19 protein-coding genes, 1 tRNA gene and 2 pseudogenes are annotated in these 23,455 nt (G+C 74.4%); 10 read left to right on the forward strand and 12 right to left on the reverse strand.

Features of this window, described 5'->3' with window-relative positions:
- The 7 genes and pseudogenes from ACFXAM_RS27370 to ACFXAM_RS27400 all read right to left on the reverse strand — a co-directional run.
- A pseudogene (locus tag ACFXAM_RS27370) lies at positions 1–636 on the reverse strand (hypothetical protein); the annotation flags it as partial.
- 150 nt (positions 637–786) lie between these two features.
- Positions 787–1,413 (reverse strand): GNAT family N-acetyltransferase, encoded by a 627-nt coding sequence (locus ACFXAM_RS27375; protein WP_380295102.1) that lies wholly within the window; start codon positions 1,411–1,413, stop codon positions 787–789.
- Complete coding sequence (locus ACFXAM_RS27380; protein WP_380295076.1) at positions 1,410–1,913, reverse strand: molybdenum cofactor biosynthesis protein B; 504 nt, start codon at positions 1,911–1,913, stop codon at positions 1,410–1,412. Before ACFXAM_RS27380 ends, ACFXAM_RS27375 begins: the two co-directional genes overlap by 4 nt.
- Positions 1,910–2,350 carry a cyclic pyranopterin monophosphate synthase MoaC gene (gene moaC, locus ACFXAM_RS27385; RefSeq protein WP_380295104.1) on the reverse strand — a complete coding sequence of 147 codons (441 nt, stop codon included), beginning with the start codon at positions 2,348–2,350 and terminating at the stop codon, positions 1,910–1,912. Before moaC ends, ACFXAM_RS27380 begins: the two co-directional genes overlap by 4 nt.
- A 188-nt stretch (positions 2,351–2,538) precedes the next feature.
- The gene (gene glp / locus ACFXAM_RS27390; protein WP_380295078.1) at positions 2,539–3,894 is read right to left on the reverse strand and encodes a gephyrin-like molybdotransferase Glp; all 1,356 of its coding nucleotides are present in this window, start codon (positions 3,892–3,894) and stop codon (positions 2,539–2,541) included.
- 26 nt (positions 3,895–3,920) lie between these two features.
- Positions 3,921–4,841, reverse strand: coding sequence for a UTP--glucose-1-phosphate uridylyltransferase GalU (galU, locus tag ACFXAM_RS27395; protein WP_380295080.1), 921 nt, complete (start codon positions 4,839–4,841; stop codon positions 3,921–3,923).
- A gap of 12 nt (positions 4,842–4,853) precedes the next feature.
- Positions 4,854–5,837, reverse strand: coding sequence for a GGDEF domain-containing protein (locus ACFXAM_RS27400; RefSeq protein ID WP_380295082.1), 984 nt, complete (start codon positions 5,835–5,837; stop codon positions 4,854–4,856).
- Positions 5,838–5,972: 135 nt separating this feature from the next.
- Between ACFXAM_RS27400 and ACFXAM_RS27405 the strand changes: the two genes are divergently transcribed.
- A complete protein-coding gene (locus ACFXAM_RS27405; protein WP_380295105.1) occupies positions 5,973–6,548 on the forward strand; it encodes a 5-formyltetrahydrofolate cyclo-ligase in 576 nt (191 codons plus the stop codon).
- Positions 6,549–6,623: 75 nt separating this feature from the next.
- Here the strand turns inward: ACFXAM_RS27405 and ACFXAM_RS27410 are convergent, their stop codons facing one another.
- Positions 6,624–9,362, reverse strand: a complete 2,739-nt coding sequence (locus tag ACFXAM_RS27410; RefSeq protein ID WP_380295084.1) for a penicillin acylase family protein — start codon at positions 9,360–9,362, stop codon at positions 6,624–6,626.
- A 288-nt stretch (positions 9,363–9,650) separates the two neighbouring features.
- Between ACFXAM_RS27410 and ACFXAM_RS27415 the strand changes: the two genes are divergently transcribed.
- From ACFXAM_RS27415 to mscL, 5 genes and pseudogenes are all read left to right on the forward strand, one after another.
- Complete coding sequence (locus tag ACFXAM_RS27415) at positions 9,651–11,141, forward strand: potassium/proton antiporter (RefSeq protein ID WP_380295086.1); 1,491 nt, start codon at positions 9,651–9,653, stop codon at positions 11,139–11,141.
- A 434-nt stretch (positions 11,142–11,575) separates the two neighbouring features.
- Positions 11,576–12,829, forward strand: coding sequence for an MFS transporter (locus tag ACFXAM_RS27420; protein ID WP_380295107.1), 1,254 nt, complete (start codon positions 11,576–11,578; stop codon positions 12,827–12,829).
- 161 nt (positions 12,830–12,990) lie between these two features.
- Positions 12,991–13,296 carry an FmdB family zinc ribbon protein gene (locus ACFXAM_RS27425; protein WP_380295087.1) on the forward strand — a complete coding sequence of 102 codons (306 nt, stop codon included), beginning with the start codon at positions 12,991–12,993 and terminating at the stop codon, positions 13,294–13,296.
- Positions 13,297–13,487: 191 nt separating this feature from the next.
- Positions 13,488–13,829 (forward strand): hypothetical protein, encoded by a 342-nt coding sequence (locus ACFXAM_RS27430; RefSeq protein WP_380295089.1) that lies wholly within the window; start codon positions 13,488–13,490, stop codon positions 13,827–13,829.
- A gap of 29 nt (positions 13,830–13,858) precedes the next feature.
- Positions 13,859–14,275 (forward strand): annotated as a pseudogene (gene mscL / locus ACFXAM_RS27435) (large conductance mechanosensitive channel protein MscL); the annotation flags it as partial.
- Positions 14,276–14,305: 30 nt separating this feature from the next.
- Here the strand turns inward: mscL and ACFXAM_RS27440 are convergent.
- Positions 14,306–14,572, reverse strand: coding sequence for a hypothetical protein (locus tag ACFXAM_RS27440; RefSeq protein ID WP_380295091.1), 267 nt, complete (start codon positions 14,570–14,572; stop codon positions 14,306–14,308).
- A gap of 152 nt (positions 14,573–14,724) precedes the next feature.
- The gene (locus tag ACFXAM_RS27445) at positions 14,725–15,696 is read right to left on the reverse strand and encodes a sigma-70 family RNA polymerase sigma factor (RefSeq protein WP_380295093.1); all 972 of its coding nucleotides are present in this window, start codon (positions 15,694–15,696) and stop codon (positions 14,725–14,727) included.
- Positions 15,697–16,079: 383 nt separating this feature from the next.
- Between ACFXAM_RS27445 and ACFXAM_RS27450 the strand changes: the two genes are divergently transcribed.
- The gene (locus ACFXAM_RS27450; protein WP_380295095.1) at positions 16,080–16,874 is read left to right on the forward strand and encodes a phosphatase PAP2 family protein; all 795 of its coding nucleotides are present in this window, start codon (positions 16,080–16,082) and stop codon (positions 16,872–16,874) included.
- Between the two features lie 99 nt (positions 16,875–16,973).
- On the opposite strand, the gene ACFXAM_RS27455 is transcribed toward ACFXAM_RS27450, so the two are convergent.
- Positions 16,974–17,046: transfer RNA gene (locus ACFXAM_RS27455), tRNA-Arg, on the reverse strand.
- A gap of 196 nt (positions 17,047–17,242) precedes the next feature.
- On the opposite strand from ACFXAM_RS27455, the gene ACFXAM_RS27460 reads away from it, so the two are divergent.
- Positions 17,243–18,808, forward strand: a complete 1,566-nt coding sequence (locus tag ACFXAM_RS27460) for a glycosyltransferase family 39 protein (RefSeq protein ID WP_380295097.1) — start codon at positions 17,243–17,245, stop codon at positions 18,806–18,808.
- 110 nt (positions 18,809–18,918) lie between these two features.
- The gene (locus ACFXAM_RS27465) at positions 18,919–19,914 is read left to right on the forward strand and encodes a YhjD/YihY/BrkB family envelope integrity protein (protein ID WP_380295098.1); all 996 of its coding nucleotides are present in this window, start codon (positions 18,919–18,921) and stop codon (positions 19,912–19,914) included.
- A gap of 34 nt (positions 19,915–19,948) precedes the next feature.
- Here the strand turns inward: ACFXAM_RS27465 and ACFXAM_RS27470 are convergent, their stop codons facing one another.
- On the reverse strand, positions 19,949–22,198 hold the full coding sequence (locus ACFXAM_RS27470; RefSeq protein WP_380295100.1) for a hypothetical protein: 2,250 nt from the start codon (positions 22,196–22,198) through the stop codon (positions 19,949–19,951).
- A gap of 300 nt (positions 22,199–22,498) precedes the next feature.
- On the opposite strand from ACFXAM_RS27470, the gene ACFXAM_RS27475 reads away from it, so the two are divergent.
- Positions 22,499–23,254, forward strand: a complete 756-nt coding sequence (locus ACFXAM_RS27475) for a GPP34 family phosphoprotein (RefSeq protein ID WP_380295101.1) — start codon at positions 22,499–22,501, stop codon at positions 23,252–23,254.
- The last annotated feature ends 201 nt before the right edge of the window (positions 23,255–23,455 follow it).

Consider the following 23,455-nt stretch of genomic DNA (forward strand, 5'->3'; position numbering starts at 1 on the left):
CCCGGGGCCGGCGGCCTCCTCCCGGCCGGCCGCGGCGCGCTGCTGCTCGCGCTTGCGCAGCCGCTCGGCGGCCTGGGCCGCGCGGACCCGGTCCAGCTTCACCGCGTACCGCTGGCGCTCCAGCCGGCGCAGGTGGCCGATGTAGAGGGTGAGCAGGACGGCCGGGAGCGCGGGAACCCACAGGAAGGCCAGTCCGGCCACCGCCGCGACCACCGCACCCAGCGCGAAGGCCAGGAAGAGGACGGTCACCATGCGGCGCCGGCGGGCCAGCAGCCGCGCCCGGCGCTCGCCGCCGCCCCCCTCGGGTCCCGGACGCGCCTCGGCCCGGCCCGCCGGGCGGGGGGGCGCCGGTTCGTCCGCCGGGCCGCCCGGGGCGGCCGCGGGGTCGTCGGAGGCGGCCGCGTCCCGCTCGGGGGGGCCGTCCTCGCTCTGCTCGTCGTCACGCGGTTCGTCGCCCAGGGCCCGGGACGCCCGCCGCTCCAGCGCCGAACGCCCGGCCAGCAGGCGGATGGCGGTGCTGAAGCGTTCCGTCGGGCGCGCCTCGTTGAGCTCGTCCTGCCTGCGGAGCCACATCGGCACCAGATAGGCGGCCCAGGCCCCTACGATGACGGCGTAGATAAGGCCGCTACTGCTCACGATTCACACCGTACGGGCGTGGAGGAAGGGCCGGTAGCAATTTGGCACGGCGTGTCGTGTGATCAAGCTGATTCTCCGACTATTTTGCCGGTATTTGTGCCCGTCCGTCGCCGCGCCGATGCCATATCGATATTTCATTCGAACATACATTCAATTTCCCCGACGGCGACCCGAGCTGAGGGAGCGCCAGCGTTCCAGCATCCCCTCCGGGACCTCCTCGGCGGTGAGTGCGAACACCAGGTGGTCCCGCCAGTCGCCGTCGATGTGCAGATAGCGCGGCCGCATTCCCTCCGGACGGAAGCCGAGCTTTTCCACCACCCGCCGGCTCGGGCCGTTCTCCGGCCGGATGCACACCTCGATTCGGTGCAGCCCCAGGGTGCGGAAACAGTGGTCCACCGAAAGCGCCACGGCGGTCGGCATGATCCCCCGGCCGGCCACCCCCTCGTCGATCCAGTAACCGACGTTGGCCGAGCACATCGAGCCCCAGGTGATCCCGCCGACGGTCAACTGTCCGACCAGCCGGCCCCGGTAGAGCACCACGAAGGGCAGCATCCGGCCGGCCGAGGCCTCGCCGCGCAGGTAGCGCACCATCTGCCGGTAGGTCGGGCGCGGGCCCGCCGCGAGGCCGGCCGGGCCGGGCGGCACGGTGGCCTCCCAGCGCCGCAGCCAGTCCCGGTTGCGGCGGCTGACCTCCTGCCACTCGCGCTGGTCGCGGGCCCGGATCGGGCGCAGCACGACGTCCCCCTCGTGGAGCTCTACCGGCCAGCCGGCGTTCAGTGCGCGCTCCCGGAAGCTGGTGCGTCGGGCCGGGGGTGGTCCCCGCCGCCGAGCTGGTCGACGGCGTGGGCGAGCAGCGGGGCCAGGACGGCCAGACCGTCCCGGACGCCGCCGGTCGAGCCCGGCAGGTTGACGACCAGGGTACGTCCGGCGACCCCGGCCAGCCCGCGGGAGAGCGCGGCGGTGGGAACCGTTTCCCGGCCGTGCGCGCGGATCGCCTCGGGGATGCCGGGGATCTCGCGCTCCAGGACCCGGGCGGTCATCTCGGGGGTGAGGTCGGTCGGCGAGATCCCGGTCCCGCCGGTGGTCAGCACCACGTCGTAGCCGGCCGCCACGGCCTCGCGCAGCACCGCCTCGACCGGTTCGCCGTCCGGGACGACCCGGGGGCCGTCGACCGTGAAGCCCATCGCGCGCAGGCCCTCGGCCAGCAGCGGGCCGCCCTTGTCGGCGTAGACGCCGGCCGCGGCGCGGTTGGAGACGGTGACCGCCAGCGCCCTCATGCGGAGGCCTCCGGGGCGGTCCAGTCGCCGCTCTTGCCGCCGGTCTTGGCGAGCACCCGGACGGACTCCACGGCGGCGCCCTTGTCGACCGCCTTGACCATGTCGATCACGGTCAGCCCGGCCACCGCGACGGCGGTCAGCGCCTCCATCTCGACGCCGGTCCGGTCGGCGGTCCGCACGGTCGCGGTGATCTCCACCGCGTCGTCGGCGACGGTCAGCTCGACCTCGACGCCGGAGACCGCGATCGGGTGGCAGAGCGGGATCAGCTCGGGGGTCTTCTTGGCGCCCATGATCCCGGCGATCCGGGCCACGGCCAGCGCGTCGCCCTTGGGCAGGCCCTCGCCGCGCAGCAGCTCGACCACGCGCGGGGAGACCCTGACCCGGCCGGCCGCGACGGCGGTCCGGGCGGTCACGGCCTTCCCGGTGACGTCGACCATCCGGGCCGCGCCCTGCTCGTCGACGTGGGTGAGGCGGTCGCCGGGGGGTGAGGTGGTCACGGGTGGCTCCAGGGGCGCGCAGGTCGAATACCGCGCTACCGTACCCCCCGTCCCGGCCGGGGCGTGGGACGGGCCACGTCGGTGAGACGGCCCGCCCCGGACGGGAGTTCACCCGGACGGCCCGGTGCTCAGCCGCCGAGCAGCACCACGTCGACCTCGCTGCCGGCGGGCAGCGCGGTGACGTCCTCGGGCACGGTGATCAGGCAGTCCGCCCTGGCCAGCGCGCCGACCAGGTGCGAACCCGCGCCGCCGACCGGCTCGACCAGGCCGTCGCGCGCCGAGTACCGGCCGCGCAGGAACTGCCGGCGCCCGGCGGGCGAGCGCAGCGCCACCGGGCAGTGCGCCCGGACCACCGGGCGGTGGACGTCCTCGGCGCCGAGCATCGTGCGGATCACCGGGCGGACGAACAGCTCGAAGGAGATGTACGCGCTGACCGGGTTGCCGGGCAGCGCCATCAGCGGCACGCCCGCCCCGGGGCCGATCCGGCCGAAGCCCTGCGGTTTGCCGGGCTGCATCCGCAGCCGCCGGAAGTCGACCCCGCCGTACTCGGCGAAGACCTCCTTGACGACGTCGTAGGCGCCGACGCTGACGCCGCCGCTGGTGACGATCAGGTCGGCCCGGCCGAGCTGGTCCTCCAGCACGGCGCGCAGCCGGGCCGCGTCGTCGGGGACGCCGCCGACCCGGTAGGCGATCGCGCCGGCGTCCAGGGCGGCGGCGGTGAGGGTGAAGCTGTTGGAGTCGGTGATCCGTCCGGGGCCGACCGGCTCGCCGGGCTGGACCAGCTCGCTGCCGGTGGAGAGCACCACCACCCGCGGGCGCGGGCGGACGGTGGCGGTGGCCCGGCCGACCGCGGCGAGCAGGCCGAGCTGGGCGGGGCCGAGCCGGGTGCCGGCGGCCAGCACCCGGGTGCCGGCCTCCACGTCGCTGCCGCGGCGGCGGATGTGGGCGCCCTCGGCGACCGGGCGCAGCACCCGGACCTCCTCGCCCCCGGCCGCGGCGGTCATCGCGTCGGCGGGGCGGCCGGTGCCGGTGGCGCCGTCGGTCCACTCGACCGGGGCGACGGCCTGGGCGCCGGGCGGGACTGGCGCGCCGGTCATGATCCGGGCGGCCTGGCCGGGGCCGACCTTCGGGAGGTCACCGGCGCCGGCGGCGATGTCGCCGACCACCGCGAGCACCGAGGGGTAGGCGTCGCTCGCGCCCACGGTGTCGGCGGTGCGCAGGGCGTAGCCGTCCATCGAGCTGTTGTCGAAGGGCGGAAGGTCCCCCTCGGCGTGGACGTCCTCGGCCAGCCGGCAGCCCTGGGCGTCGAGCAGCTGGAGCTCGATCGCGGGCAGCGGGCCGACGGCGGCCAGGACGTCGGCGAGGTGCTCGTCCACGGTCCACAGACCGTCCGGACGGGCGGCGGAGGCGGAGCGGGCCGCCGGGTCCGCGGAGTCGTCGCAGCAGGCTGCGGGGGTGGTACCGCTCTCCGTGGACCCGGTCATCGGCGCGCTCGCTCTCTGTCGGTGTGTCAGTCCTGCAGCTCGGAGGCGACGAACTCGCGCAGCCAGCTGCGGAAGTCCGGGCCGAGGTCCTCGCGCTCGGAGGCCAGCCGGACGATGGCGCGCAGGTAGTCCGCGCGGTCGCCGGTGTCGTAGCGGCGGCCCTTGAAGAGCACGCCGTGCACCTGGCCGCCGGTCTCGGCGGAACGGTTGGTCAGCTCGCGCAGGGCGTCGGTGAGCTGGATCTCGCCGCCGCGGCCCGGCTGGGTCTCGCGCAGCACGTCGAAGACCGACGGGTCGAGCACGTAGCGGCCGATGACGGCGTAGTTCGACGGCGCGTCGGCGGTGTCCGGCTTCTCGACCAGGTCGGTGACCTGGAACACGTCCTCGCCGAAACCGTTCGGCTTGACCGCGGCGCAGCCGTAGAGGTGGATCTGGGAGGGGTCGACCTCCATCAGCGCGACGACCGAGCCGCCGAGCTCCTGCTGGACCTCGATCATGCGGGCCAGCAGCGGGTCGCGCGGGTCGATCAGGTCGTCGCCGAGGAGGACGGCGAAGGGCTGGCCGGCGACGTGCTGCTCGGCGACCGAGACGGCGTGGCCGAGGCCCTTCGGGTCGCCCTGGCGGACGTAGTGCATGTTGGCGAGCTCGACGGACTCGCGCACCCGGCGCAGACGGTCCTCGTCGCCCTTGCGGGCGAGCAGCTCCTCCAGCTCGTAGGCCCGGTCGAAGTGGTCTTCGAGGGCGCGCTTGTTGCGGCCGGTGACCATCAGTATGTCGGACAGGCCGGCCGAGGCCGCCTCCTCGACGACGTACTGGATCGCCGGCTTGTCGACGACGGGCAGCATCTCCTTCGGAGTCGCCTTGGTGGCCGGCAGGAATCGGGTCCCCAGACCGGCCGCGGGGACCACTGCCTTGGTGACCGGGGGACGGGAGTTCGTCGTCGTCATGCGTTTACCTTACTAAGGCACGTATTTCGCCTGACCGGGCGCAGTTGACCGATGCTTGGGCAGCACGTCGCCGGACCCGGCCGCGATGGCAGGCATAGGGGTCGTGGCGGACGGGGTGAGGGGGTCCCCTCCGACACAGGGCGACAGACTACCCGCCTTTTCCGAACGGTCACGTTCGGCTGCGAAGACTCCTTCCGGCCGCAGCGGAACAGCCGTCTTCACGGCCCCCGGACCGGCCCCCGGACCGGCCCCCGGGGCGTCCGCCGGGAAGGCCCCGGAACCGGCCGGCCGCCAGCAGTCCCCGCCGGCCGCGCGGGCCGCCGCGAGGGCCCGGTCGGCGGACCGCAGCAGCACCGCGGCGTGGGCGCCGTCCCCGGGCAGCACCGCCAGCCCGGCCGCGGCGGTGAGCCCGTTGCCGTGGGGGCGGCGGCCCTCCCGGTCCCCCGAGGACCAGTCCAGCAGCAGGTGGCGGCGGACCGACCAGACCAGCCGGTCGGCGACCTGGGCCGCGCCCTCGGCGCCGGTGTCCGGCAGCACCACCAGGAACTCCTCGCCGCTGTAGCGGCCCAGGGTGTCGGAGCGGCGGATCTCCATGCCGAGCCGCTGGGCGAGGTCGCGCAGCACCGTCCCGGCCCGGGCCCGGCCGTGCTCGGCGACCACCGCGTCGAACCCGCTGATCTCCAGCAGCAGGACGGCCAGCGGGCGCGGTCCGTCCTGCTGCTCGTGCTGCTCGGCCCGGCGGGCCCGGTCGATCTCCCGGTCCAGGGTGAGCTGGAGGTGCCGGTAGTTCCAGACGCCGGTGACCGGGTCGCAGGAGGCGGTGCGCTCCAGCTCGGCGCAGCGGGACTCCAGCTCGGCGAGGCGCTCGCGCAGCGCGGCCTCGCGCCGCGCCGCCCGGGCCGAGCCGCGCCGCAGCCGGCTGCCGAGGACGGTGGCGCCGGCCAGCGCGGGGGCGCTCACCGCGGCGAGGGCCTGCACCAGCAGCGGGGTGGACATCGAGGGGGTGCCTTCCGCGTGTCAGGCTCTGGTCGTCCCGGTCGCACGGAGGCCGGGGGTCCGGAGCGGTCGGGGTCGCAACGGTCGGGGTCGGAACGGTCGGGGTCGAGCGGTGGAGGAGCGGTGGACCATCCCATGCACAACGAGAAGAGCGCGCTGAGGACACGGCTGCTGTCCGAACGGCGGGCGCTGGCACCCGGGGCCCGGGAACGGGCCGCCGAGGCGCTGGCCGGGCACGCCGGCGAGCTGGCGGCCGCCGGGGCCACGGTGGCGGCGTACGTCTCGGTGGGCGCCGAGCCCGGCACCCGGCCGCTGCTGGACGCGCTGCGGGCGCGCGGGGTGCGGGTGCTGCTGCCGGTGCTGATGGCGGACAACGACCTGGACTGGGCCCCGTACGAGGGCCCGCAGGCGCTGGCCCCGGCCGGGCGCGGGCTGCTGGAACCGGTCGGCGGGCGGCTCGGGCCGCAGGCGGTGACCGAGGCGGGCCTGGTGCTGCTGCCGGGTCTCGCGGTGGACCGCCGGGGGCTGCGGCTGGGGCGCGGCGGCGGCTCCTACGACCGGGTGCTGGCCCGGCTGGAGCGCTCCGGTGCGCGGCCGGTGCTGGCGGTGCTGCTGTACGAGCACGAGCTGCTGGACCTGGTCCCGGCGGAACCGCACGACCGGCCGGTGGACCTCGCCCTGACGCCCTCGGGCCCCCACCGGCTGGGGTGAGCGGACGGGGACGGTACGCCGACGGCCCCGCCCCCGGGGATCCGGGGTGCGGGGCCGTCGGGACCGGCCGCGGCGTCAGCCGTTGGTCAGCGTCAGGCGGTGCTTGGTCGCCTTGTCGACCGCGTCCGGCGAGTGGGCCCAGGTCAGCAGCTTGCCCTTGAGCCAGAGGTCGGTCTGGTCGTTGTAGTTCTCGTGGAACGCGTGCCCCGAGGCGCCGCCGACGTTGATCCAGCGGGAGGCGTCGAGGTCGTTCATGTCGATCACCATGCGCATCGACGGGATCCAGTCGACCTGGTAGCCCGCGGCCGCGTTCCAGCCCGCCGCGTCGACCGCCGCCGAACCGCCGGAGAGGCGGTACGGGCCGCGGTTGAGCAGCTTGTGGACGGCGCCCGAGGCGATCGAGGAGTCGTCCGAGCCGAGGGTGCGCTCACGGAGCTCCAGCTTGTGCAGCCGGCCCCAGCTCCAGGTGGTGATGTCCTTGGTGAGCAGCGAGGTGAGCTCCTGGCGGGCGTTGGTCATCGCCTCGCGCAGCAGGTTGTCCAGGCCCTTCTGCTCCTTGTGCTGGGAGTCGATGTACGTCCACCAGCTGCTGTCGGGCTTCTCCAGCTGCTGGCGCACCACCTCGGTCCAGCGGTCGCCGCCGTCCGGCTGGGCCCGGCCCGGGTCACGGGTGCCGCACTCGGTGACGATCCTCGACTTGCTGTCGGGCTTGGTCGGGTCGGCCTGCTCGCGGACCAGCAGGCAGTTGTCCTCCGCCCGCAGGTCGGCCGGGAACTTCTGGCCGAAGGCGAGGGTGAGCAGCTGGCGCCAGACGCCGTTGTAGTAGGCGGCCGCGGCCGAGTCGGCGTCCTGGTGGTAGTTCCAGTCCTTCAGGAGGTCCTGGGCCTCGCGCACGTAGGGGTCGTCGATCTCGACCTTGAGCAGCATCGGGACCAGCGTCTTGGCCAGGATGCTGGTGTTGTCGAGCTGCATCTCCTGCATGTCGTCCGGCGAGATCTTGCCATTGTTCTTCAGCCGGGCCTCGATCTGGTCGGTGATCTCCTTGGCCCGGGTGCCGTACTCCCAGTCGGTGGTCAGCGAGGGCTTGTAGGAGGCGTCGACGACGGCCTGGTTGGCGGTGACGATGTAGCCGCTCGCCGGGTTGAGGCTCCACGGCAGGGCGCTGAACGGGACCGGGTCCTTCTTCCACTGGTAGGCGGAGTCCCAGCCCGGCGCCGGGTAGCGCCCGTTGCCCTTGCCGCGCACCGGGATGTAGCCGGGGGCCTGGTAGCCGATGTTCTTGGCGTCGGCGTAGATGAGGTTCTGGGCCGGGACGGCGAAGTCCGCGGCGGCCTTCTGGAACTCCTCCCAGCCCTTGGCGCGGTCGAGCGCGAAGACCGCGTCCATGGTCTTGCCGGGGATCAGAGCGGTCCACTGCAGGGCGACGCCGTAGCCGCCGGTGCCGCGGTCCGGGGCGGAGGCGCCGTTGGGCGCGTACTTGCCGACGTTCTGCTGCTCGGTGCTCGGGTCGGAGATCAGCGGGGCGCCGGTCCTCGTGGTGCGCACGGTGATGGTGCGGTCCTCGCCCCCGGCGACCTTGATGGTCTCCTTGCGGAGCTCGAACTTCTCCTCCTTGCCGTCCACCAGGTAGGTCTCCGGGCCGGTCACCTTCTCCAGGAAGAGGTCGGTGACGTCGGCGCCGAGGTTGGTGAGGCCCCAGGCGATGTCCTTGTTGTGGCCGATGACCACCCCGGGCATGCCCGCGAAGGTGAAGCCGGAGACGTCGTACTGGCAGGCCGGCGAGACGGCCCGGCAGTGCAGGCCCATCTGGTACCAGACCGAGGGCAGGCCCGGGCCGAGGTGCGGGTCGTTGGCGAGCAGCGGCTTGCCGGTGGTGGTGTGGCTGCCGGCCACCACCCAGGAGTTGGAGCCGATGCCCTGGCCGTTGCGGCCGAGCAGCTCGGGCAGCGCGTCGATCCGGTCGGTGACGTCCTTGAGCAGCGCCTTCGTGGCGGCCGAGCCCTGGGTGGTGCCCGGGGCGGTGCCGGAACCGGCCGTGCCGGAACCGGCGGCCGGGGCGGAGCCGTCGGCGGGCTTGTACGTGCTGCCGTTGACGCCGCCGGTCTTCACGATCGTGCCGTTGCGGGCGTACGGGTACTCCGGGTACAGCTCCTCGATCTTCTCGGGGCTGAAGTCCTGGGCGAGCAGCGAGCGGTCGATCTCCTCCTGGAGGTTCCCGGAGAGGTCCCAGGCCATCGCCTTGAGCCAGGAGACCGAGTCGACCGGGGTCCACTGCTCGGGCTCGTAGTCGCCGTTGACGACACCGAGCAGGCTGTACTCCAGCGAGGCCGAGGAGCCGCCCGGGTGCTCGGCGAGCCAGGCGTTGACGCCGTCCGCGTACGCCTGGAGGTTCTTCTTGGTGTCGGGGGTCAGGACGGTGTCGAACTCGTCCTGGGCGGTCTTGCGCCAGCCCATGGTGCGGATCATGGAGTCGGTCTCGACCTGGCTGTCGCCGAACATCTCGGAGAGCCGGCCTGCGGTGATGTGCCGCCGGACGTCCATCTCCCAGAAGCGGTCCTGGGCCTGGACGTAGCCCTGGGCCCGGAAGAGGTCCTCGGAGGTGTCGGCGTAGAGCTGCGGGATGCCGTTGGCGTCGCGCTTGACGTCGACCGGCGCGCTCAGGCCCGCCAGCTTGATGCTGCCGTCGACCTCCGGGAAGGACGCCCGGACCGCGGCCACCCCCCGGTAGCCGCCGTAGCCGGCGCCGGCCACCAGCAGGACGACCAGCACGATCACGATCAGACGGGCGCGCCGGAACTTCTTGGAGCGGGGCATCTGGGTCCTTGCGGTCCTCACTGGGGGGCGGGCGGACATGTCAAGAGCACGTGGCCGTGACAGTGCACCACATTAGGCCGCCCCGGCTGGCGGCCGTGCACGGGGGACGCTCACGGTGGGATCGGGCAGACCGGGAGACGGGAGGTGAGGGAGTCGGTGAACGGTGAACTTAAAGATATGGCAAAATGTTAGACTGAGTAACGATCCGCAAGGGGAGTAATCGCCGCTTCCGGCCTCCGCCCCTGTCGGTACCCCGTCCGCCCGCTGCCACGCCCGAGGTGCCCCTGCGTGAATGTCGACCACCTGAACCAGCTGCTCCTCGAATTCTCCGTGATCCTGCTGGTCGCGGTGGTCGCCGTGCGGGTGTCCACGAAATCCGGCCTGCCCAGTCTGCTGATCTACCTCGGCATCGGCGTCGCGCTCGGCCAGAACGGCCTGGGCATCTCGTTCAACAACGCCGAGCTCACCCAGGTGCTCGGGTACGCGGCGCTGGTGGTGATCCTGGCCGAGGGCGGCCTCAAGACCAACTGGCGCGAAGCCAGACCGGTGATGCCGGCGGCCACGGTGCTCGCCACCGTCGGCGTCGGGATCAGCGTCGCCGTCACCGCGGCCGGCGCCCACTACCTGGTCGGCCTGGACTGGCGGACCTCCCTGCTGCTCGGCGCAATCGTCTCCTCCACCGACGCCGCCGCCGTCTTCTCCGTCCTGCGGACGGTGCCGCTGCCCCGCCGGCTGACCGGCCTGCTGGAGGCCGAGTCCGGCTTCAACGACGCGCCCGTGGTCATCCTGGTCGTCGCCTTCGCCACCGTCGGCGCGCACGACTCCTGGTACGTGCTGCTCGGCACGATCGTCGCCGAGCTGGCGGTCGGCCTGGCCATCGGCCTGGTGGTCGGCAAGCTCGGCGCGTTCGGCGTCAAGCACGTCGCGCTGCCGTCCTCCGGCCTCTACCCGATCGCCGTGATGGCGCTCACCGTGCTCGCCTACGCCGGCGGCGCGCTGCTGCACGGCTCCGGCTTCCTCGCCGTCTACGTCAGCGCGGTGGTCCTCGGCAACGCCAAGCTGCCGCACGGCCCCGCCGTGCGCGGCTTCGCCGACGGCCTGGCCTGGATCGGGCAGATCGGCATGTTCGTGCTGCTCGGCCTGCTCTGCACCCCCGAGTCGATGGGCTCGGCCGTGGTGCCCGCCCTGGTGATCGGCGCGGTGCTGGTCTTCCTCGCCCGGCCGCTCTCGGTGGTGCTGACCCTCACGCCGTTCAAGCTGCCGGCCCGCGAGCAGGCCCTGCTCAGCTGGGCCGGACTGCGCGGCGCGGTGCCGATCGTGCTGGCCACCATCCCGCTGGTCTCCGGCGCGCCGCTGGCGCAGGACGTCTTCAACATCGTCTTCATCCTGGTCGTGGTCTTCACCCTGCTCCAGGGCCCGACCCTGCCCTGGGTCGCCAAGGCCCTGCGGATCGGCGAGGGCTCGATGGGCCAGGACCTCGACATCGAGTCCGCGCCGCTGGAGAAGCTGCACGGGCACCTGCTGTCGGTCGCGCTGGCGCCCGGCTCGAAGATGTCCGGCGTGGAGGTCGGCGAGCTGCGGCTGCCGGCCGGCGCGGCGGTGACCCTGGTGGTGCGGGAGGGGAACAGCTTCGTGCCGGACCGGACCACCGTGCTGCGCGGCGGGGACGAGCTGCTGGTGGTGACCACGGACGAGGTCGGCGAGGCGGCCGAGCGGCGGCTGCGGGCCGTGGACAAGGGCGGCAAGCTGGCCGACTGGCTGAACGGGCGCGGCGGCTGAGGCCTCACCGGGTGTTCACCCCGGCGTCACGGGACACGTTTGGATCCGTCCTGTAGAGTCGGGGTGAGCGCGCTTCTACGCGCGTAAATTTCGCTTTTGGTGGAGACACCGAACCCCAGCATCTGCCTGAAGCAGAGTTGGCGCGACCGCTCGGCGGCCGCGGCCCGGCCCCGGCCCACCGCCGGACCGGCCCGGTATCTACCCCGGTCGACGCGCGAGAGGACGACTCTCGGCGCCGTCGGGGCCACCCCATGCCCTGCCGCGCTACCAGGCAGCAGGAAGGACCGACCGTGACGGCCCGCCGAACGGTCGAGAGCGTCGAGGACGCCCGGGACACATCGTCCCCGCAGAACAGCCCGCAGAGCAGCCCGCGGAACAGCCCGGAGGCCGGCCCGGGGAGCGCCGCCGCGCCCGCCCGCGTCGGCTACGGCGCGCTGCTGCGCACCCCCGGCGCCTGGACGTTCCTCGTCCCCGCGCTCGTCGCGCGGCTGCCCTACGCGATGCTCGGCATGGGCATCCTGCTGCTCGTCAAGGACACCCACGGCTCCTACGGCACCGCCAGCACCGTCGCGGCGGTGGCCGCCGTCGCCCAGGCGCTGGTCGGCCCGCAGACCGGACGCCTCGCCGACCGGTACGGCCAGGCCCCGGTGCTCGTCCCGACCGTCGTGGTGCACGCGCTCTCGGTCGGCGCGCTGATCGCGCTCGCGCTCGGGCACGCGCCGGCCTGGAGCCTGTTCCTGGCCGCCGCCCCCGCCGGGGCGAGCGTCCCGCAGATCGGCGCCATGGTCCGGGCCCGCTGGATCTCCACCTTCTCCGCCGGGGGCGCGGCCGCCGCCCCCGAGGTGAGCACCGCCTTCGCCTTCGAGTCCGTGACGGACGAGTTCACCTTCGTGATCGGCCCGATCCTGGCCGCCGCCGTCGCCACCTCGGTCAGCCCCTCGGCCGGGCTGGCCGCCGAGGCCGCGCTGACCCTGGCCGGCGGCCTGGCCTTCGCCGCCCAGCGGCGCACCGCGCCCGCCCGGGTGGTGCGCGAGCCGGGCGTCCGGCAGGCCTCCGCGCTCGCCTCGCCCGGCGTCCGGCTGCTGGCCGGCGCCTTCCTCGGCGTGGGCACCGTCTTCGGCGGCATGCAGGTCTCGGTGAACGCCTTCGCCGACTCGGTCGGACAGCACGGCGCGGCCGGCACCGTCTACGGCGTCTTCGCCGGCGGCTCGATGGTCGCCGGTGTGCTGTACGGCGTGATCGCCTGGCGGCGCTCCGTCCAGCAGCGGATGATGCTCGGCTACGCCCTGCTGGTGCTGGGCTGCTCGACCCTGTGGGCGATGCCCAACCTCGTCGCGCTCGCGCTCGCCGGGCTGGTCTGCGGCCTGGCCATCGCGCCGACCCTGATCAGCGGCTACACCCTGGTCGAGACGCTGGTCGAGGACGGCGCCAAGACCGAGGCCTTCACCTGGCTGACCGGTGCCATCGGCCTGGGTCTGGCGACCGGCTCGACGGCCGCCGGGCAGCTGATCGACGCGCACGGTCCGTCGGTCGGGTTCCTGGTGCCGGTCGCCGGGGCCGGGCTGGGCCTGGTCGCGCTGGTGACGCTGCGGGGGCTGCTGGTCCCCCGCGCCGGGCGCGGCGCGGTGGTCGCGGCCGCCGCGGAGCGCGGTGCGCCGGGGCGGCTGGTGGGCGCGGCCGAGGGCTGAGGCGGCGGCCGGGGCGGGCACGGGGGCGGACCCGGGGCGGGCGCCGGGCGGACCCCGGGCCGGACTCATCTCACATTCGAGTCGCTGGACTGATCCACCGGAATGCCGCATCATTGACCATCGTTAGCACTCATCAGGCGAGAGTGCCAGGAGGAAGACAAGTGCCCACGTACCAGTACCAGTGCACCGAGTGCGGCAACGGCCTGGAGGCGGTGCAGAAGTTCACCGACGAGCCGCTGACCACGTGCCCCGACTGCCAGGGACGGCTCCGCAAGATCTTCTCGGCGGTGGGCGTGGTCTTCAAGGGCTCCGGCTTCTACCGGACCGACAGCCGCTCCTCCTCCAGCAGCTCGGTGGGCGGGGGTTCGTCCTCGTCCTCGTCGACGTCGGCCTCCTCGTCCTCGTCGTCGGGCTCGTCGTCGAGCTCCCCGGCCCCCGCCGCGAGCCCCGCTCCGGCGGCCGGCTGACCTTCGGCCGGGCACCGGACCACAGCGTTCCCGAACGGCCCGCCGTTTCCCGCTTCCGAGCGGGTGCGGCGGGCCGTTCGTCGTCTCCGGGGGCCTTCATTCACTCGTCGGGGTGACAGCCGTCATCCACAGCCCCGGGTTTTCCACAGGCCGGGAAAAGCGGCTACCGGCCCGGGCGCGGACCGCCCAGAGTGGCGGTCACCGGAACCCCGAAGCCGACCCTGGAGGTGCCCGTGCGCACCGGTTCGCCCGTCCTGTCCCCCCGTCCGCTGCCGGTCCCGCCGCTGCCCGCGCCGAGCGTCCCGCCCCGGCAGCCGGTGCCGCCGTTCCCTCCGATCGGCGGCCGGGCGGGCCCGCGCTGCCGGCTCCGGCGGGTGCTGCGCCACCGCGCCCCGGTCCCGCTGGTGCTGCTGTTCGCGGCGGCGGCCGCGCTCACCCTCGGCCCCGCCCGGACGGGCCCGCCGGCGCCGGGGGCGGCGCCGGTGGTGGGCCGAACGGGTTGTCCGTCGGAGGGGGGAGAAAATCACCCGTGACCGGCCGGCGACTCCGTCGTTCACGCGGCATGAAAGGCTTCAAGGAATTCCTGCTGCGCGGAAACGTCGTCGAGCTGGCGGTCGCCGTGGTCATCGGCGCGGCCTTCACCAACATCGTCAACGCCTTCGTCAAGGGCGTGATCAACCCGATCGTCGGGGCGTTCGGGGCCAAGGACCTCGCGTCCTACAGCTCCTGCATCAAGGGCCCCTGCGAGGTGTCCGCCACCGGCGAGGTCACGACCGGCATCCTCATCCTCTGAGGCAACGTGCTGAGCGCGGCGCTCCAGTTCCTGATCACCGCGGCCGTCGTCTACTTCTGCCTGATCCTGCCGATGACCAGGTTCACCGCCCGGCGCAAGACGCTGGCCGAGGTCCAGGCGGAGGCCGAGGCCAAGGAGGTCCTGCTGCTCACCGAGATCCGCGACGCCCTGGTCACCCGGACCGGCTGAGGCCGGGCCGACCCGGCGGGCCGGCCGTCAGTCCCCGTGGTGCGGCGGGCGCTGGCTCAGGTACCAGTCCAGCCCCCGGCCACTGCTCTGCCCCGCCCCGGGCCGGTCGCCCCAGCCCGCGTCGGTGTCGTCCCGGGACTGCCGCTCCAGCGGGTCGCCGAAGACCAGCCGGGCCTTCGCCGCCGTCCGCGACCGGTCCGCCGTCGTCTCCCCGGCCGGTCCCCCGGCCTTCTCGCCGGCCGTCGTCCCGGCCGTCGTCCCGGCCGCCTTCTCGTCCGCCACCTTCTCCTCCACCGCTCTCGTCCTTCCCCCTGCCGACGTCCCCGCCCGCTGCCACCAGCCTAGAAGGCTCCCGGCACGACGGCGGGCCCGGTGCGGACCGCTCCGCACCGGGCCCGCAGGCCGCCGTCACCTCTCACGCCCGCGTCATGCCGGGCCGGGCTCCGTCAGGCCGCCTCGAAGCCCGCGTGGTCGGCGATCTTCTTCAGCTCCGCCAGCGCGTGCTTCTCGATCTGGCGGATCCGCTCACGGGTCAGCCCGTGCTGCTTGCCCACCTCGGTCAGGGTGCGCTCGCGGCCGTCCTCCATGCCGTACCGCGACCGGATGATCGAGGCCGTCCGGTCGTCCAGGCGCCCGATCAGGCCGTCCAGTTCCTCGCGGCGCAGCATGACCATCACGGCGTCCTCCGGGGACGTCGCCCCGGTGTCCTCGACCAGGTCGCCGAACTGGGTCTCGCCCTCGTCGTCGACCGACATGTTCAGGCTGACCGGGTCCCGCGCCCAGTCCAGCACGTCCTTGATCCGGGCCTCGGTGGTGTCCAGCTCGGCCGCGATCTCGGCGGGCTCGGCCTCCCGGCCCAGCTCCTTCGACTTCTCCCGCTGCACCCGGCGGATCCGGCCCAGCTCCTCGACCAGGTGGACGGGCAGCCGGATGGTGCGCGACTGGTCGGCGATCGACCGGGTGATCGCCTGGCGGATCCACCACGTCGCGTAGGTGGAGAACTTGAAGCCCTTGGCGTAGTCGAACTTCTCCACCGCGCGGACCAGGCCGGCGTTGCCCTCCTGGATGAGGTCGAGCAGCGGCAGGCCGCTGCGCGGGTAGCGGCGGGCGACGGCGACCACGAGGCGGAGGTTGGACCGGATGAAGACGTCCTTGGCGCGCTCGGCGTCCTCGGCTATCGCCTCCAGTTCCTCGCGCCGCACGCCCTTGGGGAGCTCGTCCTCCTCCAGCAGGTGCTGGGCGTAGACGCCGGCCTCGATCCGCAGCGAGAGCTCGACCTCCTCGGCGGCATCGAGCAGGGGCGTCCTGGCGATCTCGTCGAGGTACATGCCGACCAGGTCACGGTCGGCCTCAAGGTTGGTCGGGCGGGCCGCGCGAGTCCGGTCGGCCCTGTCGCGAACGACGGCACGGGTGGCCATGCTTGCTCCCTTTGCTGGTGTTGCCGCGGTCTGGCTGCCTGCCCGGAGAGGGCAAGAAGTGCGGGCCCCGCGGGGCTCACACGTAACGATCCAACGAACAGAATCCGGACAACATTCCCAAGTCGCTCAGATTCTTCCGGCGATGCAGTATCCTGCCCGATTCCGCCCGCGATCCGGACCCAGGGTGACCGGACCGCCACCCGGCGTGCTCCCCCGCCCCACCGCGCGCACGCCCCTCCCCTACCGCAACCCCTCGGACGCCGGGCGCGTTCCCCCGCGGAGCCCGCCCACACCCCGGCGCACGCAGCTCCTCCGCACAAAAGATGCCAAATCGCTATCGCCGCGGCGCACGCTCGGCACGGGCGGCTGGGAAGGTGTCAGCCATGCACCTGACCAACAGCTCGCCCTCCATCACCCCGCGTGATCGCCACCTGCTCCGGCACGCGGCACTCGCGGTCGGCTGCGCCGTGCTGTTCGCCGTCCTCGCAGCCCTGGTGCAGACCGACTGGCGGCCGCTGTCCCGGTTCGACCACCGACCGGTCGACTCCCTGCACCGCTTCGCGGCCGGTCACACCGCGTGGACCGCCTCGGTGCAGCTGTTCTCCGACATCGGCGGGACGATCACCATGCGCTCGGTGCTCGGCGCGGCCGCCCTCTGGCTCTGGCTGATCGGCGCCCGGACGCTCGGCGGCTGGGTCGCGGCCCAGACCCTGGCCGGCTGGGGCGTCCAATGGCTCCTGAAGCTCTCCTTCGGCCGCCAGCGCCCCACCTTCTCCGACCCCGTCGCCCACGCCGGCGGCCCCGCGCTCCCCTCCGGCCACGCGATGGCCTCCGCGATCGCCTGCGCCGTCCTGGTCGGCCTGCTCTGGCCCCGGGCCGGCCGGGCCGGCCGGATCGCCGCCTGCTCCGTCGCCGCGCTGATCACCCTGGGCATCGGCGCCTCCCGGGTCTTCCTGGGCGTCCACTGGCCGAGCGACGTCGTGGGCGGCTGGCTCGCCGCCGGCATCGTCCTCGGCAGCGTCACCGTCCTCGTCGAACTCTCCCGCCCCGGAGCCCTCGCCCGCGACTTCCGCCGGGTGAACTGGCGCACCCGGCCCCGCGTCCAACGCGTCCTCGTCTCCCCCGCCCGCCCGCCCCGGGACACCCCCGCCGACCACCCCGACGGCCTCCTGCGCTGACCCTCCCTCACCCCGCGCCCACCCGCAAACAACGGAACGGGCCCCCTCGGAGGCAACCGAGGGGGCCCGTACTCACGTCATCCGCCGTGACCGGCGCTGTGCCCCAGGCAGGATTCGAACCTGCGACACCGGCTTTAGGAGAGCCGTGCTCTATCCCCTGAGCTACTGAGGCGGGGACGACCGCAGACAGCCTAGCGGATCGGTGGCACGGCGGTGGGCGGGACGGACCGTGGGAGGGCGGGCGGGCGACGGCGGGTCAGGTCGGTGGGGGCGCGGCCCGGTGGTGGAGGGGCGGCTAGCCTGGGGGAACGGCCCCGTGCGACGGCGGGGCCGGAGCCCTCCGGCGGGGGGAAGGAACGGAGCGGCAGATGGCATCGGGTGACCGGTGGGAGCGCGGCGCCGTTCGCCTCGCGCGGAAGGCGGCCGGGCCCGTGGTGTGGCTCGCACCCGCGCTCGTCATGCTGGTGGTGGGCGCGTACCGGCTGGGGACGCCCACGCTGTGGCGGGACGAGGTGGCGAGCTGGGTCTCGGCCACCCGGCCGATCGGCGACCTGCTGCGGATGCTGCAGCACGTGGACGCCAGCAACGGCGCCTACTACGTCCTGCTGCACGGCTGGACGACGCTGTTCGGCGACTCGGAGATCGCGCTGCGGCTGCCCTCCGTCCTGGCGATGGCGGGCGCGGCCGCGTTCACCGCGCTGACCGCCGAGCGGCTGTTCGGCGGCCGGGTCGCGGGCGTCTGCGCCGGGCTGCTGTTCGCGATGGTGCCGCTGATATCCCGGTACGCCCAGGAGGCCCGCTCCTACGCGCTGGTCACCTGCGCCGTCGCGGCCGGGACCTGGTTCCTGCTGCGTGCGCTGGAGCGGCCGACGCTGGGCCGGTGGGTGCCGTACGGCCTGGCGATGGCGGTGGCGGGCGCGGCGCACCTGGTCTCGCTGAGCGCCCTGGCCGGGCAGGCGGCGCTGGTAGCGCCGTACCTGTGGCGGACCTCCGGCCCGGCGCGGCGGCGGCTGCTCGCCGGCCTCGCCCTGGTGCTCGCCGCCCTGGTGGCGGTGGTGCTGCCGGTGGCGCTGCTGGGCCGCCGGCAGTCCGAGCGGCAGCTGGGCTGGCTCGGCCGGCCCACCCTGGACCAGCTCTGGCACTTCGGCGAGCCGCTGTTCGGCTCGGCCCGGGTGTTCCACGTCTTCCTGGTGCTGGCGCTGCTGGCCCTGGTGCTGCCCGGGCGGCGCGGTCCGGCGCTGCGGCTGCTGCTGCTCGCGGTGCTGCCGGTGCTGGCGGTCTGGGCGTTCTCCTTCGGCCCGACCTCCTACTTCCTCGACCGGTACCTGCTGTTCACGGTGCCCGCCTGGGCCGCGCTGGCCGGCTGCGGGACAGGGGCGGGCTACGCGGCGGTGACCGCGGCGGCCCGGCCCGGCCGGACCCGCCCGGAGGTGCGCACGGCGGGCCTGCTGCTCGCGGTCGGCGTGGTGGCGGTGGCCGGGGTGACGGCCCTGCCGACCCAGTCCCTGGTGCGCTACGCGGGCTCGCACGCGCAGTCGAAGGAGCCCTACCGGGCGGTGGCCCGGCTGATCGCGGCCGGCTACCGGCCGGGTGACGGGCTGGCCGTGCCGCTCGGCGACCAGGCCTGGTCGATGATCGGCCCGGGTGTCTCCTACTACCTGCCGGACGACGTGCGGCCGTACCCGCTGTTCGAGGCGACCGGGGCGGTCCAGGCCGAGGACCTCTTCCCGGTGCCCTGCCCGCGCCCGGCCGAGTGCACCGGTCCGGGGAGCCGGGCCTGGCTGGTCGTGCTGGGCAACACCCCCGACCCGCTGACCACGCTGCCCGCCGACCAGGCGGAGGCGCTGCGGACCCGGTTCGGGCCGCCGGAGCAGGTGACGCCGCTGGGCGGGATGACGCTCGCCCTGCTCGGCGGATCCCGCGCCGGGCACTGACCCCCTCCTCCCTCCTCTCCTCCCCCTCCCCCGGCCCGACCGGCCCGGGTGCGCCGTGCCGGGTGCCGCGCGACCATGGAGCACAGCGACCACGGCCGGGAGGACGGCGGGTGAGCGAGCAGCCGAACGGGCAGCCGGCCGGCCGGGGCGGCCACGACGGCCACGGTGACCGGAACGGCCCGGACGACCAGGAGGACTGGGGCGGCCGGGACGAGGGAGAGGACCGGGAGGGGCGGCGGACCGGCCGGTGGCGGCACCGTTCGGCGGTCCTGGCCGGATCGGCCCGCGGACTGCCCGACCAGGTCCCGATGGTGGGCCGGGCGCTGCGCCAGTTGCTCCGGGTCAACCTGCTGGACTCCGCGACGAGGCTGGCCGCCCAGGCCTTCCTGAGCGCCCTGCCCGCGCTGTTCGTGGTGGCGGTCTTCACCCCCACGGCGATCCGCGAGGGCGTGGTGCACTCGCTCCGCAAGGAACTGGGCCTGGAGGGCCCGGCGGCGCAGTCGGTGCAGCAGATGCTCGGGACGGGCCACGAGCAGGAGACCGGTTTCGGGGTGGTCGGCGCGCTGGTGACCCTGTTGTCGGCGACGGCGCTGAGCCGGGCGATGCAGCGGGTCTGCGAACGCTGCTGGGAGCTGCCCAAGGCGGGGACCAGGGTGGCGGCCTGGCGATGGCTGGTCTGGCTGGTGGTCTGGCTGCTCTGCCTGGCGTTCCAGACCCCGGTCAAGGACGGCTTCGGCCTGGGCGCCTGGCTGGGAGTGCCGCTGACCTTCCTGCTGGCGACGGCGATGTGGTGGTGGACCCAGCACCTGCTGCTGGGCGGCCGGGTGCGCTGGCTGCCGTTGCTGCCGGGGGCGGTGCTCTGCGGCGTGGCCGTGGTCGGCATCGGGGTGGCCTCGCGGGTCTACCTGCCGGGGGCGATGAGCCGCAGCATCGGCCAGTTCGGCCCGTTCGGCGTGGTGTTCACCGGCCTGTCCTGGCTGATCGTGGTGTTCACCGGGATGACCCTGGCGATCGCGCTGGGCCGGGTGGTGGCCGAGGAGGAGGCGATCGCCCGGCTGCTGGGCTCGCGCACCGCGCCGGGGCAGTGGGGCGGCCCGCGGTTCTGACGCGGGCCGCCCGGGACGGCTCAGCCGGAGCGCCTCACAGGGCGCGGGTCAGCCGGGAGAGGATGGACGGCGGGGCGAGGTCGGACTGGAGCACGACCGGCACCTCCACCCGGCTGTCGCCCTCGCCCGTGCGCAGCACACCGACCTTGGTGCCGGCCGCCGCCTGGTGGCCGACCTTCAGCGGGTCCAGGACCAGGGTGCCGGTGATGCCGGGGAAGCCCGCCACCGTGAGGTCCTGGGCGGCGACCACCGGGACGGAGCCGCCGAGGCCGTCGTCGATCCGGCCGACCACGTCGCCCTGCTTGGCCAGGGTCTGCCCGGTGATCCCGTTCTGCGCGGCCTGGATCTGCTTGCCGCTGGCGTTCATCACCGCCTTGAGGATGCTCGGCTCGGCGGTGGTCGCCGGCTGGCCCAGGGTGACGCCGAGGATCAGCCGCCGCACACCGGCGATCTCCTTGTAGGCGGCCCACATCAGACAGCCGCCGGCCGGGGTGCTGGAGCCGGTCTTGACGCCGATGACGCCGTTCTTCGGGGAGATCAGGGTGTTGGTGTTGGAGATCTTCTGGTTGTTGAAGGTGGTGTCCGGGGTGGAGACGATCTGCCGGAACACCTCGTCCTGCATCACCTGCTCGGCCAGCTTGAGCTGGTCCTTGGCGGTGCTCTTGGTCTCCGGGTTGAAGCCGGCCGGGTCGGTGTAGGTGGTGTTGGCCATGCCGAGCCCGGCGGCGGTGTCGTTCATCTTCTTGACGAACGCCTCCTCCGATCCGGCGTCCCAGCGGGCCAGCAGCCGGGCGACGTTGTTGGCGGAGGGCAGCATCAGCAGCTCCAGCGCCTGGTACTGGCTGATCTGCTGGCCCTCGGTCAGGGTGACCCGGGACTCGTCGACGTTGCCGGACTCCTGGGCGGCCTGCTTGTCGACGGTGATCTTCGGACCGGCCTCGCCCTTCTTCAGCGGGTGCGCCTGGAGGATGAGGTGGGCGTTCATGACCTTGGTGACGCTGGCGATCGAGGCCGGCGTCTCCGGGCCGGAGCTGCCCAGGCTGCCGATGCCGACCACCTCGGCGGCGGACTGCCCCTTGGCGGGCCAGGCCAGGTCGAGCGGGTCGCCGGCGAAGCCGAAGCCGCCCGCGGCGGTCATCCGCACCTTGCCGGCCGGCAGCGGGCGCAGCAGCTGCGCGGTGACCACGGCGCCGAGGACGACGGCGAGGAAGAGCGTCCAGATGGTGATCCGCTTGAGCGCGCGGCGCAGCGGCGAGACCGGCCGGCCGTTGAGCGCGGCCAGCACCTCCATCGCCTCGGAGGTCGACTCCGGGAACGGCGCGGGCTCCGGCGCGGGTGCCGGCAGCGGTTCGGGAGCGGGCAGCGGTTCGGGAGCGGGCAGCGGTTCGGGGACCGGCAGTGGCCGCGGGGCGGGAGCGGGCTCCGGTTCCGGCTCCGGGGACGGCCCGGGTCCGGGCAGCGGCGCGGGGCCGGGGACCGGCTCGGGTCCGGGCAGCGGCTTCGGCTCCGGGTGCGGCTCGGGGACCGGCTCCGGGACCGGGGCCGGTTCGGGCAGCGGGTGCGGGCCGGGCGGCTCCGGGACGGTGTCCGTGTCGGGGACGGCTGCGGCGGTGGTGGCGGCAGCGGCGGGGAGGCGCAGGACGCGGGTCCGTTCGGCGTTCTCCCGCTTCTCGAACTTCTCGGCCCGCGCGGGCGGTTCGGCCTCCTCCGCCGGGGCCTCGGGGCCGGCCGGGCCGCTGCCCCCGCCGGCCGCCGGAGCCGTCCGGATGGCGAGACGGGGGTCGGTGCCGGAGGGGCGGTCCGGGGTGCCGGCCGCGGCCTCGGCGGCGTCGTCGTTCCGGTCTTCGGGCAGGCGCAGGCTGGTGGTCGCGTTGTCGGCGGGCAGGCGCAGGGCGGTGGTCGCCTGCTCGGCGGGCAGCCGCAGCGAGGCCGTACGGGTGTCCGCATCCCGGACCCGCAGCTGCACCGTCGGCCCGGGCCGGGCCGCCCGCGCGGCCGGCTCGGCACCGGTGTCGGGGGTGCCGTCCGCGTCGGCACCGGCGCCCGCGCCCGCGTCCGCGTCGGTGGAGTCGGCGTCGGCGGAGTCAGCGGAGTCCGGACCGGCGGAGTCCGTGCCCGCGCGGTCGGCCGAGTCCTCGCCCGTGGCACCGGCGCCGGCCTCGGACTCCGCCGCCGGGTCCGCCCCCGGCGCGGCCGTCCCCTCGGGCGCGGCGGCGGCCCGTTCGCCGTCCCGCTCCCGCGCCCGCTCGCCGTCCCGCAGCACCCTGTCGGGGGACTCGCCCACGTAACCCAGCCTCCTCAACGCCCGGCGGGGCGCCGGCAAGCCCGTATTTCGGGAAGCCGGCACCCCGCCCCGTGTACCTGTACAGTCTCCGCCACCGGCGACCGAATCGGGTCGCCCACACCCCGCCCGACCGGCGGTTATTGGCGCGGCACGGCCGCACCGCGGCCTGTTCAACGGTCAGACGCCCGGCCCGCCACGGCCGGTTCCCCCGCCCGATCGCAAGGTCACGATTCGGAGGCGTACTCGACAAGCCCGTGTGAGAGGCGTCACGCTGTTTCCCATCCACGCGGGGAGGCTTGGATGGGCAAGAGCCGCAGAACTGTTCCCGAGGAGCTCTTGCTGCTCGCTTTGGACCCGGCCACGGGCACCACGGCGCAGCCGCAGACCCTCGACCTCGGACTCGCCGGGGCCCAGCTCGTCGAGCTGTCCCTGGCCGGACGGATCATTCCGGAGGGCGACCGGATCGCCGTGGTGCTGCCACGGCCGACCGGCGACCCGACACTCGACCACGCGCTGGAACTGCTGCGACGACGCGGCAGCCCGGTCCGCGCGGCGCACTGGATCGGCGGGCCCCGGCTGGGGCTGCGGCAGACCTACCTGGCGCACCTGGAGCGGTGCGGCATGGTCACCGCCGTGCCCGGTCAGGTGTGCGGGGTGCTGCCGACGACGCGGTACCAGGCGTCCGACGACTGCACCAACGCCGCGATCAAGCAGCGGCTGGACACCGCGATCCGCACCGGCGTGCCGCCGGACCCGCGGACGGCGGCGCTCGCCGCGCTGGCGCACTCGGTCGGGCTGGGCAAGCACCTCTACCCGGGCAACGAGGGCCGTTCCTCGCGCTCCCGGCTGCGCGATCTGATCCGGTACGACCCGCTGGGCGGGATGGTCGCGCACGCCGTGATGGACGTGCAGAACGGCCTGCCGGGCCAGCAGAACCGTTCCGCCCAGGCCGGAGCGGCCTCGCCGGGCCCGGGCGGCCGGGCCGGCCAGCGCACGGCGGCCGGGCGCGGCAGCGGCGGCGGCCGGGTCGCGGCGTCCCGCGTCGGAGTCCGCTGACGCCCCCGCGGCCACGGGGCCGCTCCCGGAGCCGGAGGGCCCCCGGGGCCGTGCCCGGAGCCGGACGAACCGCTCCCGCGCGCCGGGAGCGGACCGGCGCGCACAACAGCGCACGACGCACCGCTCGCGCCCTACGGCGGCGCTGAGCAACCGGCACCACCCGGCAGTGAGAAGGGGCGGTCGCCCGCGACGGAAGTCGCC

The organism is Kitasatospora sp. NPDC059462 (assembly GCF_042749955.1).
In the GTDB taxonomy this organism is placed as follows: domain Bacteria; phylum Actinomycetota; class Actinomycetes; order Streptomycetales; family Streptomycetaceae; genus Kitasatospora.

Bases quoted from the DNA above. Each gene is read 5' to 3' on its own strand.
- galU (WP_380295080.1), bottom strand. From the start codon at position 4,841: ATGACGACGACGAACTCCCGTCCCCCGGTCACCAAGGCAGTGGTCCCC.
- ACFXAM_RS27450 (WP_380295095.1), top strand. From the start codon at position 16,080: ATGCACCTGACCAACAGCTCGCCCTCCATCACCCCGCGTGATCGCCAC.
- ACFXAM_RS27380 (WP_380295076.1), bottom strand. From the start codon at position 1,913: ATGAGGGCGCTGGCGGTCACCGTCTCCAACCGCGCCGCGGCCGGCGTC.
- moaC (WP_380295104.1), bottom strand. From the start codon at position 2,350: ATGGTCGACGTCACCGGGAAGGCCGTGACCGCCCGGACCGCCGTCGCG.
- ACFXAM_RS27400 (WP_380295082.1), bottom strand. From the start codon at position 5,837: ATGTCCACCCCGCTGCTGGTGCAGGCCCTCGCCGCGGTGAGCGCCCCC.
- ACFXAM_RS27405 (WP_380295105.1), top strand. From the start codon at position 5,973: ATGCACAACGAGAAGAGCGCGCTGAGGACACGGCTGCTGTCCGAACGG.
- glp (WP_380295078.1), bottom strand. From the start codon at position 3,894: ATGACCGGGTCCACGGAGAGCGGTACCACCCCCGCAGCCTGCTGCGAC.
- ACFXAM_RS27410 (WP_380295084.1), bottom strand. From the start codon at position 9,362: ATGCCCCGCTCCAAGAAGTTCCGGCGCGCCCGTCTGATCGTGATCGTG.
- ACFXAM_RS27475 (WP_380295101.1), top strand. From the start codon at position 22,499: ATGGGCAAGAGCCGCAGAACTGTTCCCGAGGAGCTCTTGCTGCTCGCT.
- ACFXAM_RS27460 (WP_380295097.1), top strand. From the start codon at position 17,243: ATGGCATCGGGTGACCGGTGGGAGCGCGGCGCCGTTCGCCTCGCGCGG.
- ACFXAM_RS27445 (WP_380295093.1), bottom strand. From the start codon at position 15,696: ATGGCCACCCGTGCCGTCGTTCGCGACAGGGCCGACCGGACTCGCGCG.